This window comes from Alphaproteobacteria bacterium (assembly GCA_017302575.1).
In the GTDB taxonomy this organism is placed as follows: domain Bacteria; phylum Pseudomonadota; class Alphaproteobacteria; order Rickettsiales; family UBA3002; genus JAFLDD01.
In genome coordinates, this window is record JAFLDD010000001.1 from 1,448,397 (window position 1) to 1,463,087 (window position 14,691).

Annotated in this window: 17 protein-coding genes; 11 read left to right on the forward strand and 6 right to left on the reverse strand. The window is 51.1% G+C overall.

What is annotated here, in order from left to right:
• Positions 1-24: 24 nt before the first annotated feature.
• The 3 genes from J0M34_07460 to J0M34_07470 form a co-directional block, all read right to left on the reverse strand.
• Positions 25-1,002, reverse strand: coding sequence for a paraslipin (locus J0M34_07460; GenBank protein ID MBN8544084.1), 978 nt, complete (start codon positions 1,000-1,002; stop codon positions 25-27).
• Between the two features lie 9 nt (positions 1,003-1,011).
• A complete protein-coding gene (locus tag J0M34_07465) occupies positions 1,012-1,449 on the reverse strand; it encodes a hypothetical protein (GenBank protein ID MBN8544085.1) in 438 nt (145 codons plus the stop codon).
• Between the two features lie 71 nt (positions 1,450-1,520).
• Positions 1,521-2,129, reverse strand: a complete 609-nt coding sequence (locus J0M34_07470) for a cytochrome c family protein (GenBank protein ID MBN8544086.1) — start codon at positions 2,127-2,129, stop codon at positions 1,521-1,523.
• Positions 2,130-2,208: 79 nt separating this feature from the next.
• On the opposite strand from J0M34_07470, the gene J0M34_07475 reads away from it, so the two are divergent.
• From J0M34_07475 to J0M34_07495, 5 genes are all read left to right on the forward strand, one after another.
• The gene (locus J0M34_07475) at positions 2,209-2,919 is read left to right on the forward strand and encodes a 3-deoxy-manno-octulosonate cytidylyltransferase (GenBank protein MBN8544087.1); all 711 of its coding nucleotides are present in this window, start codon (positions 2,209-2,211) and stop codon (positions 2,917-2,919) included.
• An 86-nt stretch (positions 2,920-3,005) separates the two neighbouring features.
• Complete coding sequence (locus tag J0M34_07480) at positions 3,006-3,986, forward strand: adenosine kinase (protein ID MBN8544088.1); 981 nt, start codon at positions 3,006-3,008, stop codon at positions 3,984-3,986.
• Positions 3,987-3,997: 11 nt separating this feature from the next.
• Positions 3,998-4,228 (forward strand): hypothetical protein, encoded by a 231-nt coding sequence (locus J0M34_07485; GenBank protein ID MBN8544089.1) that lies wholly within the window; start codon positions 3,998-4,000, stop codon positions 4,226-4,228.
• A 59-nt stretch (positions 4,229-4,287) separates the two neighbouring features.
• A complete protein-coding gene (locus J0M34_07490; GenBank protein MBN8544090.1) occupies positions 4,288-5,511 on the forward strand; it encodes an MFS transporter in 1,224 nt (407 codons plus the stop codon).
• A gap of 38 nt (positions 5,512-5,549) precedes the next feature.
• Positions 5,550-6,422 carry a class I SAM-dependent methyltransferase gene (locus J0M34_07495; protein MBN8544091.1) on the forward strand — a complete coding sequence of 291 codons (873 nt, stop codon included), beginning with the start codon at positions 5,550-5,552 and terminating at the stop codon, positions 6,420-6,422.
• Here J0M34_07495 and hemF read toward each other — a convergent pair.
• Together hemF and J0M34_07505 are read right to left on the reverse strand one after the other, a co-directional pair.
• Entirely contained in the window at positions 6,388-7,374 is a 987-nt protein-coding gene (hemF, locus tag J0M34_07500) for an oxygen-dependent coproporphyrinogen oxidase (GenBank protein ID MBN8544092.1), read from the reverse strand. The genes J0M34_07495 and hemF overlap by 35 nt on opposite strands.
• A 60-nt stretch (positions 7,375-7,434) precedes the next feature.
• Positions 7,435-7,893 (reverse strand): tRNA (cytidine(34)-2'-O)-methyltransferase, encoded by a 459-nt coding sequence (locus J0M34_07505; GenBank protein ID MBN8544093.1) that lies wholly within the window; start codon positions 7,891-7,893, stop codon positions 7,435-7,437.
• 172 nt (positions 7,894-8,065) lie between these two features.
• Here J0M34_07505 and petA point away from each other — a divergent pair, with 172 nt between their 5' ends.
• The 4 genes from petA to J0M34_07525 are packed head-to-tail and all read left to right on the forward strand — an operon-like array spanning position 8,066 to position 11,674.
• Positions 8,066-8,596: a ubiquinol-cytochrome c reductase iron-sulfur subunit gene (petA, locus tag J0M34_07510; GenBank protein ID MBN8544094.1), complete on the forward strand. Its 531-nt coding sequence runs from the start codon at positions 8,066-8,068 to the stop codon at positions 8,594-8,596.
• 9 nt (positions 8,597-8,605) lie between these two features.
• A complete protein-coding gene (locus J0M34_07515) occupies positions 8,606-10,069 on the forward strand; it encodes a cytochrome b N-terminal domain-containing protein (protein MBN8544095.1) in 1,464 nt (487 codons plus the stop codon).
• Positions 10,069-10,824: a cytochrome c1 gene (locus J0M34_07520; GenBank protein ID MBN8544096.1), complete on the forward strand. Its 756-nt coding sequence runs from the start codon at positions 10,069-10,071 to the stop codon at positions 10,822-10,824. The genes J0M34_07515 and J0M34_07520 overlap by 1 nt, the downstream gene beginning before the upstream one ends.
• 55 nt (positions 10,825-10,879) lie before the next feature.
• Positions 10,880-11,674, forward strand: coding sequence for an undecaprenyl-diphosphate phosphatase (locus J0M34_07525; GenBank protein ID MBN8544097.1), 795 nt, complete (start codon positions 10,880-10,882; stop codon positions 11,672-11,674).
• Here the strand turns inward: J0M34_07525 and murJ are convergent.
• Positions 11,671-13,218 carry a murein biosynthesis integral membrane protein MurJ gene (murJ, locus tag J0M34_07530; GenBank protein ID MBN8544098.1) on the reverse strand — a complete coding sequence of 516 codons (1,548 nt, stop codon included), beginning with the start codon at positions 13,216-13,218 and terminating at the stop codon, positions 11,671-11,673. The two genes, J0M34_07525 and murJ, sit on opposite strands and share 4 nt — an antisense overlap.
• A gap of 54 nt (positions 13,219-13,272) precedes the next feature.
• On the opposite strand from murJ, the gene J0M34_07535 reads away from it, so the two are divergent.
• On the forward strand, positions 13,273-14,187 hold the full coding sequence (locus tag J0M34_07535) for a bifunctional riboflavin kinase/FAD synthetase (protein ID MBN8544099.1): 915 nt from the start codon (positions 13,273-13,275) through the stop codon (positions 14,185-14,187).
• A 31-nt stretch (positions 14,188-14,218) separates the two neighbouring features.
• Entirely contained in the window at positions 14,219-14,677 is a 459-nt protein-coding gene (gene lspA / locus J0M34_07540) for a signal peptidase II (protein ID MBN8544100.1), read from the forward strand.
• Positions 14,678-14,691 lie beyond the last annotated feature (14 nt).

Consider the following 14,691-nt stretch of genomic DNA (forward strand, 5'->3'; position numbering starts at 1 on the left):
CACGCAAGTGGTGCATCAAGCGCACTAGGCTTTCGTTGGCTTGCCCCACGGTGCGGCGTTCAGTGCTTCTTTTGCGGCGCCCTTTTGGCCACGAATTTGCTCGAAGATCGTCAATGCTTGCGCCACCATTGATCCTGCGTCGTTAGCATTGGCGGGCAACAGAATGGTGGTTGAGGTTTTGGCGAGTTTTTCGAATGCCACCACATATTGCTCAGCGATCTTCATCGACACCGCCTCTTCGCCACCATTTTTCTGAATGGCCGCAGCGACTAATTCAATGCCCTTGGCGGTTGCTTCAGCAACAGCGAGAATCGCTTCTGCTTCACCCTTTGCGCGGTTCACTTGGTCGGTCAGCGCACCTTCGGAATTCAACACGACTTCTTGTTTTGCACCTTCGGCCATGTTGATTTTGGATTGGCGCAGACCTTCGGATTGTAAAATCTCCGCACGCTTTTGGCGCTCAGCAGCAACTTGAAGTTCCATTGCCTTCAGTACGGTTGCAGGCGGAGTGATGTTTTTAATCTCATAGCGCATACATTGAATGCCCCATGCTTGCGCGGCTTGGTTAATCGCTGCCACGATATTGGCGTTCAAGGTTTCACGCTCTTCGAAACACTGGTCGAGTGAGAGCTTACCAATCTCCGAACGCATCGTGGTTTGTGCGAGCTGTGACACCGCATAAATCGGATCACTCACGCCATAAGATGCTTGCACGGGGTCGATAACGCGCAGGTACAAAACGCCGTCCATCATCATGGTGACGTTGTCACGGGTGATGGCAGGTTGCTCCTGCACATCATAGGCGAATTCTTTCAGCGAGTGCTTGTAGGCCACGCGCTCGATGAAGGGGATAAGGATGTTGAGGCCTGGTTCCAGTTTACGGTCAAAACGGCCAAGTTTCTCGATAATCCACGCAGTTTGCTGCGGCACAATTTTGACACCCTTAAACAGAACGAGGATGCCAACAAAACCAACAGTTAGTAATAGAAATGGGGTGAACATAGGCGACTCCTATTTAACGGAAACGACATTACCTTTGACGGCGGTGATAGTAACATGTGCGCCTTCACTTAGCGCATCTGCAGCTTCGGGCGCGAGGACGGCGCGCATCTGTGTGCCAGACCAGTGAACAATACCTTCTTTGCCGCGCGTAAGACCATCTTTACCAACGGTAGCGCTGTCACCTACCATATTGGAATAGGCGGGTTCTTTGCCAATGCGCCATGCTTTGAGGCGTTTCCAAAGAAGAACGGTGAACACTGCCGAGCTGATGAAAAACGCAGCACCTTGGCTAATGTAATCTTCACCGCCAATCATGCCGATTTCTATGATGATGGCAGTCGCAAGCGCACCAAGACCGATAAATAATAAACCAATACCAGGAAGACCAAATGCTTCGAGTGCCAGTAGTATTGCGCCAGTAGCTAACCACATAATCGATGGTGTCATGAGCAACTCCGTTGCTGAGGTTTCATGATTCATTACCCGAAGAATGAGCCACGAGCAATGATAAGCAGTAGCTATTTTTTCTCAGCAGGCGCTTCTTCGGCTGCGGGAACAGCTTCGGGGGCCTTCACGGGCGGATATGGTAGGTTGCTACCTTTGGAATTGAGGTAAGCAATCAGGTTGGCGCGCTCCTGATCTTTTTTGTTGCCCGCATAGGCCATGATGGTGCCAGGAATGGCTTTTTTCGGATTCCACTGGAAGGCGTTCATTTCTTCCCAGCCCCATTTGCCGCCCGCGTTCTTCAAAGCGTCGGAGTAGCCAAAACCTGCCGCATGCGCGCGCGGGCCGCCCATAATACCATAGAGGTTCGGGCCAATCTTGTTTGGCTCACCTTGCTCAATCGTATGGCAGGTCGAGCATTTTTTGCTGAAGTAATCCGCGCCTGCGGCAATATCGGCGTTCGCGTAGAGCGCTGAAATATCAGCAGGACCTGCAGCCGCAGCTGGTGCGCCGCCTGTTGTTGTTTCCACCACTTCGATGCTGTAGCCGCGCTTTTCTTCGTGGTGTGCGCCTGGGTGTGCAGGGCCGCCATCATACATAAATTGCGTGACTTTTCCCGTTACCATGCCGATAACTCCAGCAGTAAGTATGGCCATGGCAATTGTATTCAGCTTCATATTCATGGTAGATCCATTCGTGCGATGATTAGCTATGGTGCGGGTAGCATAAGGATGGTTTCGCCGCAAGAGAGATGAAAAGAAAATGACAATACGGCCCTTAATTGTGATACCGGCGCGACTTGCCGCCACACGTTTGCCTGAAAAACCCCTCGCCATGATTGGTGATGTGCCGATGATTGTACATGTTTGGCGACGGGCAGTGGAATCAGGCATTGGCGATGTATTAGTGGCATGTGATAGCGAGCGTATTGCTGCGCCGATTCGCCAAGCGGGCGGTGTTGCTGTATTGACGGATGCGAATTTACCCTCGGGCTCTGATCGCGTGTGGGCGGCAATCCATGAAAGCAATCATGAGATTATTATTAACTTACAAGGCGATTTACCAACGCTGGAGCCCCAATTACTCTCTGTGTTGTTGGATACGCTTTCTCGCTCGGGTGCGGATATCGCGACACTGGCCGCGCCTATTACGCGGGCAGAAGAACACACGAATCCCTCAGTCGTAAAAGCAGTGATTGGCCAGGATGGGCGAGCGCTTTATTTCACCCGCGCCACCGCGCCACATGGCGAGGGAGCGCGTTACCACCATATCGGTATTTATGCGTATAAGCGGGATGCCCTTCGGAAATTTATCGGTTGGGCGCCTTCCCCTCTTGAAATTCGCGAGAAGCTGGAACAGCTTCGTGCCCTCGAGAATGGCTTGCAGATTGCGGTTTCTGTGGTAGATACGGTGCCCTTGGGCGTGGATACGCCTGAAGATTTAGAACGCGCTCGGGAGATGCTCGTTGGTTGAAGGGGACTTAACCCCTAGCTTCGCTTCCCCCGCCGCAAGCAGCTTGTGCAGCTACGGCGCTACGCGAGACAAAAGGAGAGACAACGATGAATAAACCTTATCATGTGGTGGCGATTGGTAACGCGATTGTTGACGTGCTGTCATTTGCCGACGATGCGTTCGTACAAAAAGAAGGCATGAACAAGGGCACGATGTGCTTGATTGACGAAGCGCGTGCGGAAGAACTTTACAACAAGATGGGCCCATCGACTGAAGTGTCGGGCGGCTCTGCAGCGAACACGCTGGCAGGCCTCGCCTCACTTGGTGCGAAGACCGCGTTCATCGGTAAAGTATATAAAGACGAATTAGGGAAAATTTTCCGCCATGATTTGACATCGCTTGGCGTGGACTTCTCGACCCCTGCGGCAGATAAGGGTAAAGCGACCGCGCGCTGCCTGATTTGCGTGACGCCCGATGGGCAGCGCACGATGAATACCTTCATTGGTGCCTGCAACGAATTATATGAGCGTGATATCGACGAAGCATTGATTGCCAAGGCGCAGATTGTGTATGGCGAAGGCTATATGTGGGATCAAGAATGTGCGAAAATTGCACTCAAGAAATCGTTCGCACTTGCTAAGCAACATGGCGCAAAAGTTGCCTTTACTTTGTCAGACGTGTTTTGCGTAGAACGTTCGCGCGATGAATTCCTGAATATGATCGAGAATGATTTCGATATTCTATTCTGCAACGAGGCTGAAGCGCGTGCGCTTTACCCAGGCAATGATTTCCCTGCGATTTTAGATGCGCTGCAAGGCAAGTGCGACATTATCGCAATCACGATGAGTGACAAGGGCTCGCTGATTCTGACCAAAGACAAACGCACGATGGTGGATGCTGTTCCTGTGCGTGAAGTCGTGGATACAACGGGCGCTGGCGATTTATATGCGGCGGGCTTCCTCTATGGTTATGTGAATGGCATGGATTTACGTGATTGTGGCCGCCTAGGTTCTGCCTGTGCGAGCGACATTATCACCCACTTGGGTGCGCGCGCGCAAAAAAGCTTGAAGCGGCTTTTGGCTGCGTAGGCGAGGGCACGATGTACGAAGCAATAAAAAATATTCCGACGAGCCGTGATGGTAAAATGATCACGGGCATTTTGTGTGCAGTCATGGCGCGCCTGATGCTGCATAAGGGTATCGAGACGCTGCCTGAGAATGCGGGTGACGCACTCATGTCATTCAGCTTTGCGGGATTGTTGGTGTTTGTTACGCTGCTTTCGATCGTACGCTATAATACCGAACGCCCACTTTTTGAGCCATTCAAATAGCTTGCACTTTTTTTGCAAAGGCAGATGATGTGTCGAAATAACCAACCAGGAAGGTTGGCATGACGCACGAGAATACAGCAGGAATCAGACTTTACTTACAGCCCCGCATGTTGCTGGTTGGCGCGCTTGGATTTTTTAGCGGTTTCCCGCGTATGCTCATGGCGTCGACGCTTGCTGCGTGGCTTACCGATTCTGGTTTAAGCATGGCGGCGATCGGCTTATTCGCGTGGGTTGCGTTCCCATATAGCGTGAAGTTTCTGTGGGCACCTGCGATGGATTATGTGTCCTTGCCCTTTCTTTCGCGACGACGTAGTTGGCTTCTATGCGCCCAACTTTGGGTGGTGGGCATGTTGGTGGTGCTGTCGAATATTGATGCGTCCATTTCGCCTGTATGGATTGCCGTGGCGGCGCTTGTTTTGTCGATTGCTTCGGCCTCACAAGACATCGTGATTGATGCGTATCGTGCTGAGATTTTGCCGCGTGAAGAATATGGCGCTGGTGCCGCCTTCGCCGTGTTTGGTTATCGTTTAGGTATGCTCGTTTCCGGCGCTGGTGCCTTAGCGCTTGCCGACGTGGTGAGCTGGAGCGCTGTCTATATGGTGATGGCGGCAATTGCTGCCGTTTCTATTCCCTTCACCTTGTTCATGCCCGAGCCAGAAGCGCCCCCTGCGCGCAAATTACCCACGACCATCTGGGGTATGGTGAAGGAGCCGTTCGTGGATTTCATTCGCCGTACGCCCGCATGGCTTTTGGTGTTGCTATTCATTTTACTTTACCGTGTGCCTGACGGGTTTGTTGGTTTTATGACCACGCCCTTCTTGCTCGATTTAGGATTTACGAAAACCCAGCTTGGGGTGGTGAATAAGCTTTATGGCTTTGCAGCGACCATTGTGGGAATGATGGCGGGAGGATGGCTGATTCATCGCTATGGAGTGAAGCGGTGTTTGGTGCCGTTTGGTATGCTCGCGCTGTTGACGAATGTGGTGTATGTCGGCCAAGCGCAGATAGGGCCTGAACTATGGTATCTGGTGTTGGCCAATAGCTTTGACAATTTGGCAAGCGGCATGGCGTCGGCGGCGGCCATTGCATATATGATGTCACTCACCGAACGTACCCATACAGCTACTCAGTATGCACTGCTTTCGGCGCTGGCGGCCTTTGCGGTGACGGTATTGTCGGGCACAGCAGGGTGGATTGCCCAAGAATGGGGTTGGAGCGCCATGTACCTGACGTCGATGATACTTGGCATTCCAGGATTGATTTTGTGGCGCTTCATACGTTAAGCTAACCACGCGCACATGTTTATGGAGAGGCATTTTCTATGTTTTTTAGAAGTAGACCCACTGCATGGACGAAAACCCATCTGCTGACATTGCATAAGGCGGCTTCCCCTTTTGTGTGGATGAAGGGGTATTTCTACCAGCCTGAAAAAGGGCCGCGCGGCGAAACCTACATGCGCCAAAATTTAGCTGAGGTGCTGACGCGTGAGATTTTTGTAGAAGGTATGGGGCCTATAGAAGGACGTCGCTTTCTTGATGTTGGTTGTGGTGCAGGTGACTACATGGCGCTTATCGCGCATATGGGCGGCAACGTAAGCGGTATCGATTTGAACACGCAACAACTAGAGCGCGGGCGCGCCGCCTTTGCATCTGCTGGCTTGCGCGGCGATTTTGTTGAGGGTGATGCGCGCACGTTGCCATTCGCGGACGGGCAGTTTGATGTGGTGTATTCTGCCGATGTATTTGAGCATTTATCGTATGAAACGAAGCAATCCCTGATTGCTGAAATGTATCGTGTGTTAAAGCCAGGCGGCATTGTCATTATTAAAACACCGAATCTCGATTATTTGCGCGTAACGATTATGCTTAGACGTTTTATGCGACTGCTGAGGCTTAAAAGCCCGTTCATCTATATCGAGCACACGCGCAACAACCCTGATAATGAACATCATGGCTTGAGCACCTATCGTGAGCTGAACCATTTATTTGGCGCGCAACAGTTTTTAGAGCCCGAAACCATTCATGTGCCGCTACTGCGTGGCAAGCTTTATATTGCGCGCGATAGCTGGTTGCCGTTACGCACATTATTTAATGAGTGCATCATTCTGCGTTACCGTAAATCGGTGTTCTTGCCGACGGCTGAAATGTTAATCGCGCAGGCTAATCCCACTTTGCTTCAGGAGGTAGGGACATAAGGATGGCTTCAGGGTTGCCACCCGTCATTAATCCAAAGCGTGTCCCGCGATCATACAATAGGTTATACTCGGTGTAGCGTCCGCGCTTCCTTAGCTGGTGCTCACGCTGTTCTTGCGTCCATTTCTTATTCATATTCCGTGTGATAAGCTGTGGATAAATATCTGCGAATGCTTCGGCGACGGCTTGAGTGAAGTTAAAGCATTGATTCCAATCAAGATTAGCGTTGCTTGCCACTTCCATACCTATGGCGGTGCGCTCTTTGCCCAATCCTCCCTTACCGAATTGGCCAGGCGCAATCATGCCCCCCTGTGTGCCGAGGTGATTGAGTCCCAAATAATCATAGAAGATTCCACCCTCGCCACGCGCCTCGTTACGATGGGGGATGAAGAAGTATTCATCGCACCACGCTTTGAAGGCAGGGTAAAAGGCGGCATCGACTGGGTCGCAGACCGTCTGGAATGCTTTGTGGAAGTCCTGCGTATCTTTTGCGTCGGGGTACATGGGGTTCAAGTCGCCACCACCACCAAACCAAATACGCGCACCATCACCCACCACAATCATGCGCGTATTGAAATGCGCCGCAGGTACGAGCGGCGAGCATTGATGCGCAACGAGCGAAATGCCTGACGCCCAAAAACGCGGGTCTTCGGCGGCTCCAGGGATTTCTTTGCGAAAGGCCTCGGAAAACTCGCCCGTAACGGTCGAGATGTTCACGCCCACTTTTTCAAAAACGCGGCCCTTCATTAATGAAATTTCGCCACCACCACCTTCAGCGCGTTGCCATGGAGTGCGGTTAAAACGCCCAGCAGGTGCTTCGCTTTGCAATGTGTCTTCTATGGCTTCGAAGTGCGCGCAGATAGTATCACGCAGGCTGCGGAACCAATTCTCAGAGAGCGATTTTTTTTCAGTCAGTGTCATTTCACGTTCTATGCGTTGTGCTGTCGTTGGCATAAGCCCTCCTTCATATGGCGGCAAGGATAAAGCGCCGATCGCTACGTGTATTGATATAGGTCAAAATGCCCAACCTAATTGTCTAGAGGCTTCACCAACCACCATCCCTGCTGACATGGCTACGTTGAGTGAACGTACTCCCTCGCGCATTGGAATTACAATGACCTGTTCCATTAACTCGTACAGTGCGCGTGGTGTGCCTGCCGATTCACGCCCTAAGACGACATAATCACTGGGGTGATAGGCAATGTCGGTGTAGGAGATTGTGCCATCAGTTTCGAGCAGGAACATGCGCCCAGTGTGCTTCGTGCGGTAGGTTAAAAACGCGTCCCAGTCGGCGTGCTTGATGAGCGATGCCTGCGCGATGTAATCCATCCCCGCGCGCTTCAATTTTTGATCGTTGAGCGGGAAACCGCATGGCTCTACCACATGGATAGTTGCACCCATACAGGCGGATAATCGTAGCATCGCGCCTAGGTTCTGCGGGATGTCGGGCTGGTAAAGAACGAGATTAATCATGCGCATTGGATTATCAGATATCGCCACTTACGGAATAGTAAAATTGCATCAGGATTAGCGGTTATCCGATTATCAGCATATCGGACCACCGCTTAGCTTGACAGGGTCGCGCCCATTTACTACCACCGCCAGTAAGAACAATCCCACGCGCATCCGCGCAACGAGGCAAATTATGGGCACAGATCATTCCGTAAAAGACGGCGACCGTCGCGATTTTATCATCCTGGCATCGCAAGCAATGGGCGCACTGGGTGCTGCCGCCGTTGCATGGCCATTTATTGACAGCTTGAATCCTTCGGCGGATGTATTGGCATTGGCATCAACTGAAGTGGATATTTCGGCGATTGCAGAAGGTCAGGAAATCAAGGTGATGTGGCGCGGTAAGCCTGTATTTATTCGTCACCGCACGGCGGCGGATATCGAGGAAGCCAAGTCTGTGCCGCTCAGTGAATTGCGCGATCCAGAGCCAGACGCTGCACGTGTGAAAGAAGGCAAAGAAAAGTGGCTGGTGATGGTCGGTGTCTGTACCCATTTAGGCTGCGTACCGCTTGGGAATATGGCGGGTGAATATAAAGGCTGGTTCTGCCCATGCCATGGTTCGCACTATGATACATCGGGTCGTATTCGCAAAGGCCCAGCACCGAAGAATCTGCTAGTTCCCACGTATGAATTCACGTCCGATACGAACATCCTCATCGGATAAGGAGTAGTTATGGCTAATGCACCAAAAGAACAAAAACCTGGCGTGATGGGCTGGCTGGATTATCGCCTGCCGATTTTCTCGACATTGCAGCATACGTTAGTGGATTATCCTGCGCCTAAAAACCTGAACTATTGGTGGAACTTTGGTTCCATCGCGGGCATTTGCCTTGTGACGCAGATCCTCACGGGTTTATTGCTTACCATGCATTACAATCCCTCGGCGGCGGGTGCTTTTGATTCGGTCGAGCACATCATGCGTGATGTGAATTATGGCTGGCTGATGCGTTACATGCACGCGGTTGGCGCATCGATGTTCTTTACCGTCGTGTTTGTTCACATTTTCCGTGGGCTTTACTACGGTTCATACAAAGCACCACGCGAAGTGTTGTGGTGGCTTGGTATCGTCATCCTCATTCTCATGATGGCAACCGCATTCATGGGTTATGTGCTTCCATGGGGGCAAATGAGCTTCTGGGGCGCAACTGTAATCACCAATTTGTTCTCAGCCTTCCCAATCGTGGGCGACCCAATTGTTACATGGCTGTGGGGCGGTTTCTCGGTTGATCATCCGACGCTGAATCGCTTCTTCGCGCTGCACTTCTTGCTGCCATTCTTGATCGTTGGCGTAGTGATTCTGCACATCATCGCATTACACGCGCATGGCTCGAACAACCCAACGGGTATCGATGCTAAAGGCCCGCAGGATAAAATTCCGTTCCATCCTTACTACACGGTGAAAGACTTCTTCGGCTTTGGTGTGTTCTTCATTGTGTATGCGGCGTTCATTTTCTTCGCGCCGAATTATCTGGGTCATGCAGATAACTATATTCCTGCTAACCCGCTTGTTACCCCAGCGCACATTGTTCCTGAGTGGTACTTCCTACCGTTCTACGCGATTTTGCGCGCCTTCGTGTTCGACATTCCTTTCTGGGCGTTAAGTCTGCCTGTGTTGGCTTATGCTGGATTCCTCAAATACGGGACGTGGAAGCGTGGCGAATGTAACGTTAGCAATATCGGCAAAGCGATTGGTGCAACCCTCACCATAAAATGCGTGTGCGGTAATGAACCAGTTGGTCGTGTTCAGCGCTTATTGATTGTGGGTGGCGCAGGCGCATTCTTGCTGCTGCTTGGCCTTATCGGTTTTGTGATTGAAGCGAAACTCGCCGGTGTATGCGCCATGTTTGGTGCGTTGATCGTGCTGTTCTTCTTGCCATGGCTTGATACATCCAAAGTGCGTTCGGGTAATTATCGTCCCGTCTTCAAATGGTTCTTCTGGCTGTTTGTCGTCAACGCATTGATGCTGGGCTGGCTGGGCTCAAAACCAGCAGAGGGGATTTATGTGATCTTCTCGCTGATTGGTACGGCCTATTACTTCGGCTATTTCTTGGTGATTCTGCCATTACTCGGCAAATATGAGAAGCCACGCAAGCTGCCTGAATCTATCAGCGCATCTGTTATCAAAGGGAGCCACTAATGCGTAAGATCTCTGCTCTTTTGGTGTTTGCTCTTTTGGTGCCAGTGGCGAGCTTCGCTGCGGGTGATGCTAAACATCCACGCCAACAAAATTGGGCGTTTGATGGTGTTTTCGGTAAACCAGATAAACTATCCATTCAACGCGGATTACAGGTTTATCGCGAAGTATGTTCTGCATGCCATGGTATTAAACGCGTTGCATTCCGCACACTGACCGATGTGGGCTTTTCTGAAGCTGAAGTAAAAACGATGGCGGCAGAATATACCGTCACGGATGGTCCAAATGATGATGGTGAAATGTTCGAGCGCCCCGCACGCGCTTCCGACAAATTCCCTTCACCATATCCTAACGAAAAGGCGGCGCGCGCTGCACAAAATGGTGCTTACCCGCTTGATTTGAGTTTGATTATCAAAGCACGCCATGATGGTGCTAATTATGTCTATTCATTGCTGACGGGCTACAAAGATGCGCCTGCGGATGTTCAGGTTGGTGAGGGTCTGCATTACAACCCTTATTTTGCGGGCGGACAAATTGCGATGACTGCGCCACTCAAGGACGATGCGGTGACCTATCAGGACGGTACGCAAGCAACCGTTGACCAGATGGCGCATGACGTAGTGAATTTCCTACAATGGGCATCGGAGCCTGAGATGGAAAGCCGTAAGCGTATGGGCATTCGTGTCATACTCTTCCTCACTATTATGACAGGTTTCTTCTACGTGGCGAAGAAGCGCATCTGGAAAGACGTACACTAGTCTTTGATTGCTTCCAGCTCGGCCTACTGGCCTCATATAACGGGGTAATAAAACTATGCAGCTCGCCCACGCTTTTTTTCTTGGCATTCTGGAAGGACTCACCGAGTTTTTACCCATTTCTTCCACGGGTCACCTCATTCTTGCTGTCGATATGCTGGCGCTTTCTGTGCCGCCTGACCGTGTATTTGAGGTGGTCATTCAGTTCGGGGCGATTCTTGCTATTTGTGTGCTGTATTTTGTCAAACTATGGCAAGTGCTGCGTGATGCGCTGATGGGTGACGCAGCCGCATGGCGGTTTATTCGCAATATTGCCTTGGCTTTTTTCCCTGCGGTAGTCATCGGGATTTTGGCGCGCGACCTGATTATGGCGACGCTCTTTAACCCCACTGTGGTGGCGCTTGCGCTGATTTCGGGCGGTGTCATTATTCTGTTGATTGAGCGCTTGCGCCCACTGCCAACCATTCATGATACGGAGTCAATGGGTTGGCGCGTGGCGCTGATGATTGGCTTCGTTCAGTGTCTCGCCATGATACCTGGTGTTTCACGCTCGGGAGCGACGATTATGGGCGCGCGCTTCATTGGTATGGAGCGCAGAGCGGCGGCAGAATTCTCTTTCTTTTTAGCCATCCCGACTATGCTTGGTGCAGCAAGTTTCCAACTCTACAAAACCAAAGCTGCGCTTAGTGCAAGTGACATGGAAATGATCGCCACAGGATTTCTTGCCGCCTTTTTTGCAGCGCTTTTTGTGGTGCGTTGGGCGCTTGGGTTCATCAGCAAACACGGGTTTGCGCCTTTTGCATATTACCGCATAGCACTAGGAAGCGTGATTCTAGCGCTACTGTATATCTAGGACTTGTTGCGACGGAACAGACGACCGATTTGCTCTTTGTCGAGCGCATTTGCGTACCATGCAGTGAACACATACAGCACCATGCCCAAGGTTACCACTACGCCAAGTGTTGCGGTGCGTATGACAATTCCCTCATGATAAAATGCGGCGAGAAGGCTATTGCATATGATGACGGCCAGCACCATGATTTTAGCGGAAACAGCCATGCGAATCAGACGCTTTTTGAGCGTCAAATCAGGCACGAAAATACCGCGTTTATGCAGGATGTAGCCCATCAATCCAGCATTCACCCACCCCGCAATCGAGGTGGCGAGTGCCATACCAACATGCGCCAACCAGATGCTCAGCGTGAGATTCAGGATTAAATTAATCACCACGCACAGCACGGCGATTTTGAAAGGTGTCTTTGTGTCGTGATTGGCAAAAAACCCAGGCGCAAATACTTTGACCAACAAGAAGGCGGGAAGGCCAACGGTGAATGCCATGAGCGCCATGTAGGTTGCCACTAAGTCCTGCGCGTTAAAGGCGCCATGGAAGTAGAGTACGCGGATGATTGGCTCAGCAAGTGCCAATAAAGCTGCCGTTGCTGGAAAGCCGAATAACATGACCAATTCAATGCCACGATTCATGCTGTTTTGTGCAGCAGATTTGTTGCCTTCACGGATTTGCTTACTCATCATTGGTAGCATGGCTGTGCCTATGGCTACGCCTATCATACCAATCGGAAGCTCGGTGATGCGGTCGGCATAATAGAGGTATGACACCGCGTCGGGAATGTGCGAGGCGATGATCACATCAATCAGCAAATTGAGCTGCTGTACCCCAGAACCCAGCGCGGCAGGCGCCATGAGTAGCAGCATGGTTTTCACTTTGGGCGTGATGCGCGGTACAAGCAACGAAGGCAGCATGGCGTGATTGCGGCAAATCGCAATTAGCCAACCAAGCTGAACAATACCCGCAACAAACACCGATATGGCCAGCGCATGGGCGGGTGTTTCGGTATAATGTGTTAGGAAAAGCATCCCCGCAATCATGCAGAGATTGAGCAAGATGGGGTTTGCCGCAGGTGCCGCAAATTTATTGAAGCTATTCAACACACCGCCAAGTAGTGAAACGAGAGAAATAAACAAAATATAGGGAAATGTGATTTGCGAGAGCGTAACCGTGAGATTGAATTTCTCAGGCGTGTCTGTGAAGCCTGGTGCAAAAAGGGGAGTGATCCACGGCATGAAAATGATGAAGACGGCATTGAGTAACAGCAGCGCCATCAACAAAATACTCAGCACCTCGGAGGCGAACTTCATTGCCTCATTGCGCCCCTCGCTCGTTAGAATGGAGGCAAAAGAAGGAATAAAGGCAACGTTAAATGCGCCTTCGGCAAAGAGCCTGCGAAAGAAATTCGGAAGCTTGAACGCAACAAAGAATGCGTCTGATAGCCAGCTCGCGCCGATAAGATTGGCCATGATAACGTCGCGTACGAAACCCGTTATGCGGGAGAGCAGGGTAAAGAAACCTATCGTTGCACTGGATTTTACTAATGACATAACATGCCTTATATAGCACCTTCCGTAGCACCGCTAATAAAGTGAAGCAACCGAATGCGCCTGATTCGTCTTTCTGTCGATGATAATTACCAAAGCCCTGTGGCGAGCGCTGTGGCTATCGGTAATTTTGACGGGCTGCATCTTGGCCACCAAGCGGTGATCGATGCCATGTTGATTGAGGCGAAATTACGCGGACTTGAGCCGAGCGTTCTCACCTTCGAGCCACACCCTCGGCGCTATTTTAGCAAAGCAAAGCAGGCCTTTCGCTTACAGACGCTTGGCGAGAAATTGCGCCTGCTGCGCGATGCAGGTGTGAAGCAGGTGTTTCTGGCACGGTTTAATGCAGCACTTTCGGGGCTTCATGCAGAAGCATTTGTGCATCAGATACTGCACCAAAAGCTTGCAGCGCGCCATGTGGTGACGGGTACGAATTTTGCGTTTGGCAAAGCGCGCACGGGTAATGCCGCGTTGCTGACGCGTTTATTGACATCGTATAGTGCTACCCACGCGCAAATTGCGCCCGTAAAGGTTGGGCATAGTGTTTGTTCCTCTACGGCGATTCGTGAAGCGCTGGAAGATAGTGATATGCAGAAAGCCGCTTGTTTATTGGGGCGGCCTTATCTGCTTTCTGGGCGTGTGCAACATGGCGATAAGCGAGGCCGATTATTGGGCTATCCAACGGCGAATCTGCATTTCTCGCCTGAGCTGCTTTTGCCTAAATTTGGTATATATGCTGTACGCACCAATAAGGGTGATGGTGTGGCAAATCTCGGCATACGCCCGATGTATCGCAGCGCTAGCCCGTTACTGGAAGTGCATTTGTTTGATGTGAATGCAGACCTTTATGGGCAGATGCTACAGGTTGAATGTGTGCAGCGTTTGCGTGGAGAAGAGCATTTTAGCAGCGAGCAGGAATTGGTCGAACAAATGGCAAGTGATTGCAACCTTGCCCGCAAGCTATTAGGGTAACAGCATGAATCGTAACCCAGCCCTTCGTACAATGCTTATCGTGATTGCGCTTATTGTGCTGGCGGACCAATTCGTAAAATTTGCCATGCTTGAGTGGGTAAATGTAGATGCGCGCCCTGCGATTATCATCACCTCATGGTTTAAATTGGTGATGGTGTGGAATCACGGTATCAGCTTTGGAATGTTGTCTGCCCCTGAAACCTATGTGCCATACTTCTTGATTGCTGTGGCGCTAATCATCTCTGCCGTATTGGCGCGTTTGTGCCTGCATTCGAAGCGCCCTGCGGAGTGGATTGGCTATAGTCTCGTTATTGGCGGGGCCTTGGGAAATGTGGTGGACCGACTTCGATTTGGGGCGGTGGCAGACTTTTTCTATTTTCATATCGGTGATTTGGGCTGGCCTGCCTTTAATATCGCGGATGCGGCGATTTGTATCGGGGTTGCTATCTTATTGTTCCACAGCCTGTTTTTTAACCGTCACGCGGCTTGAAATCGCCGCGATTC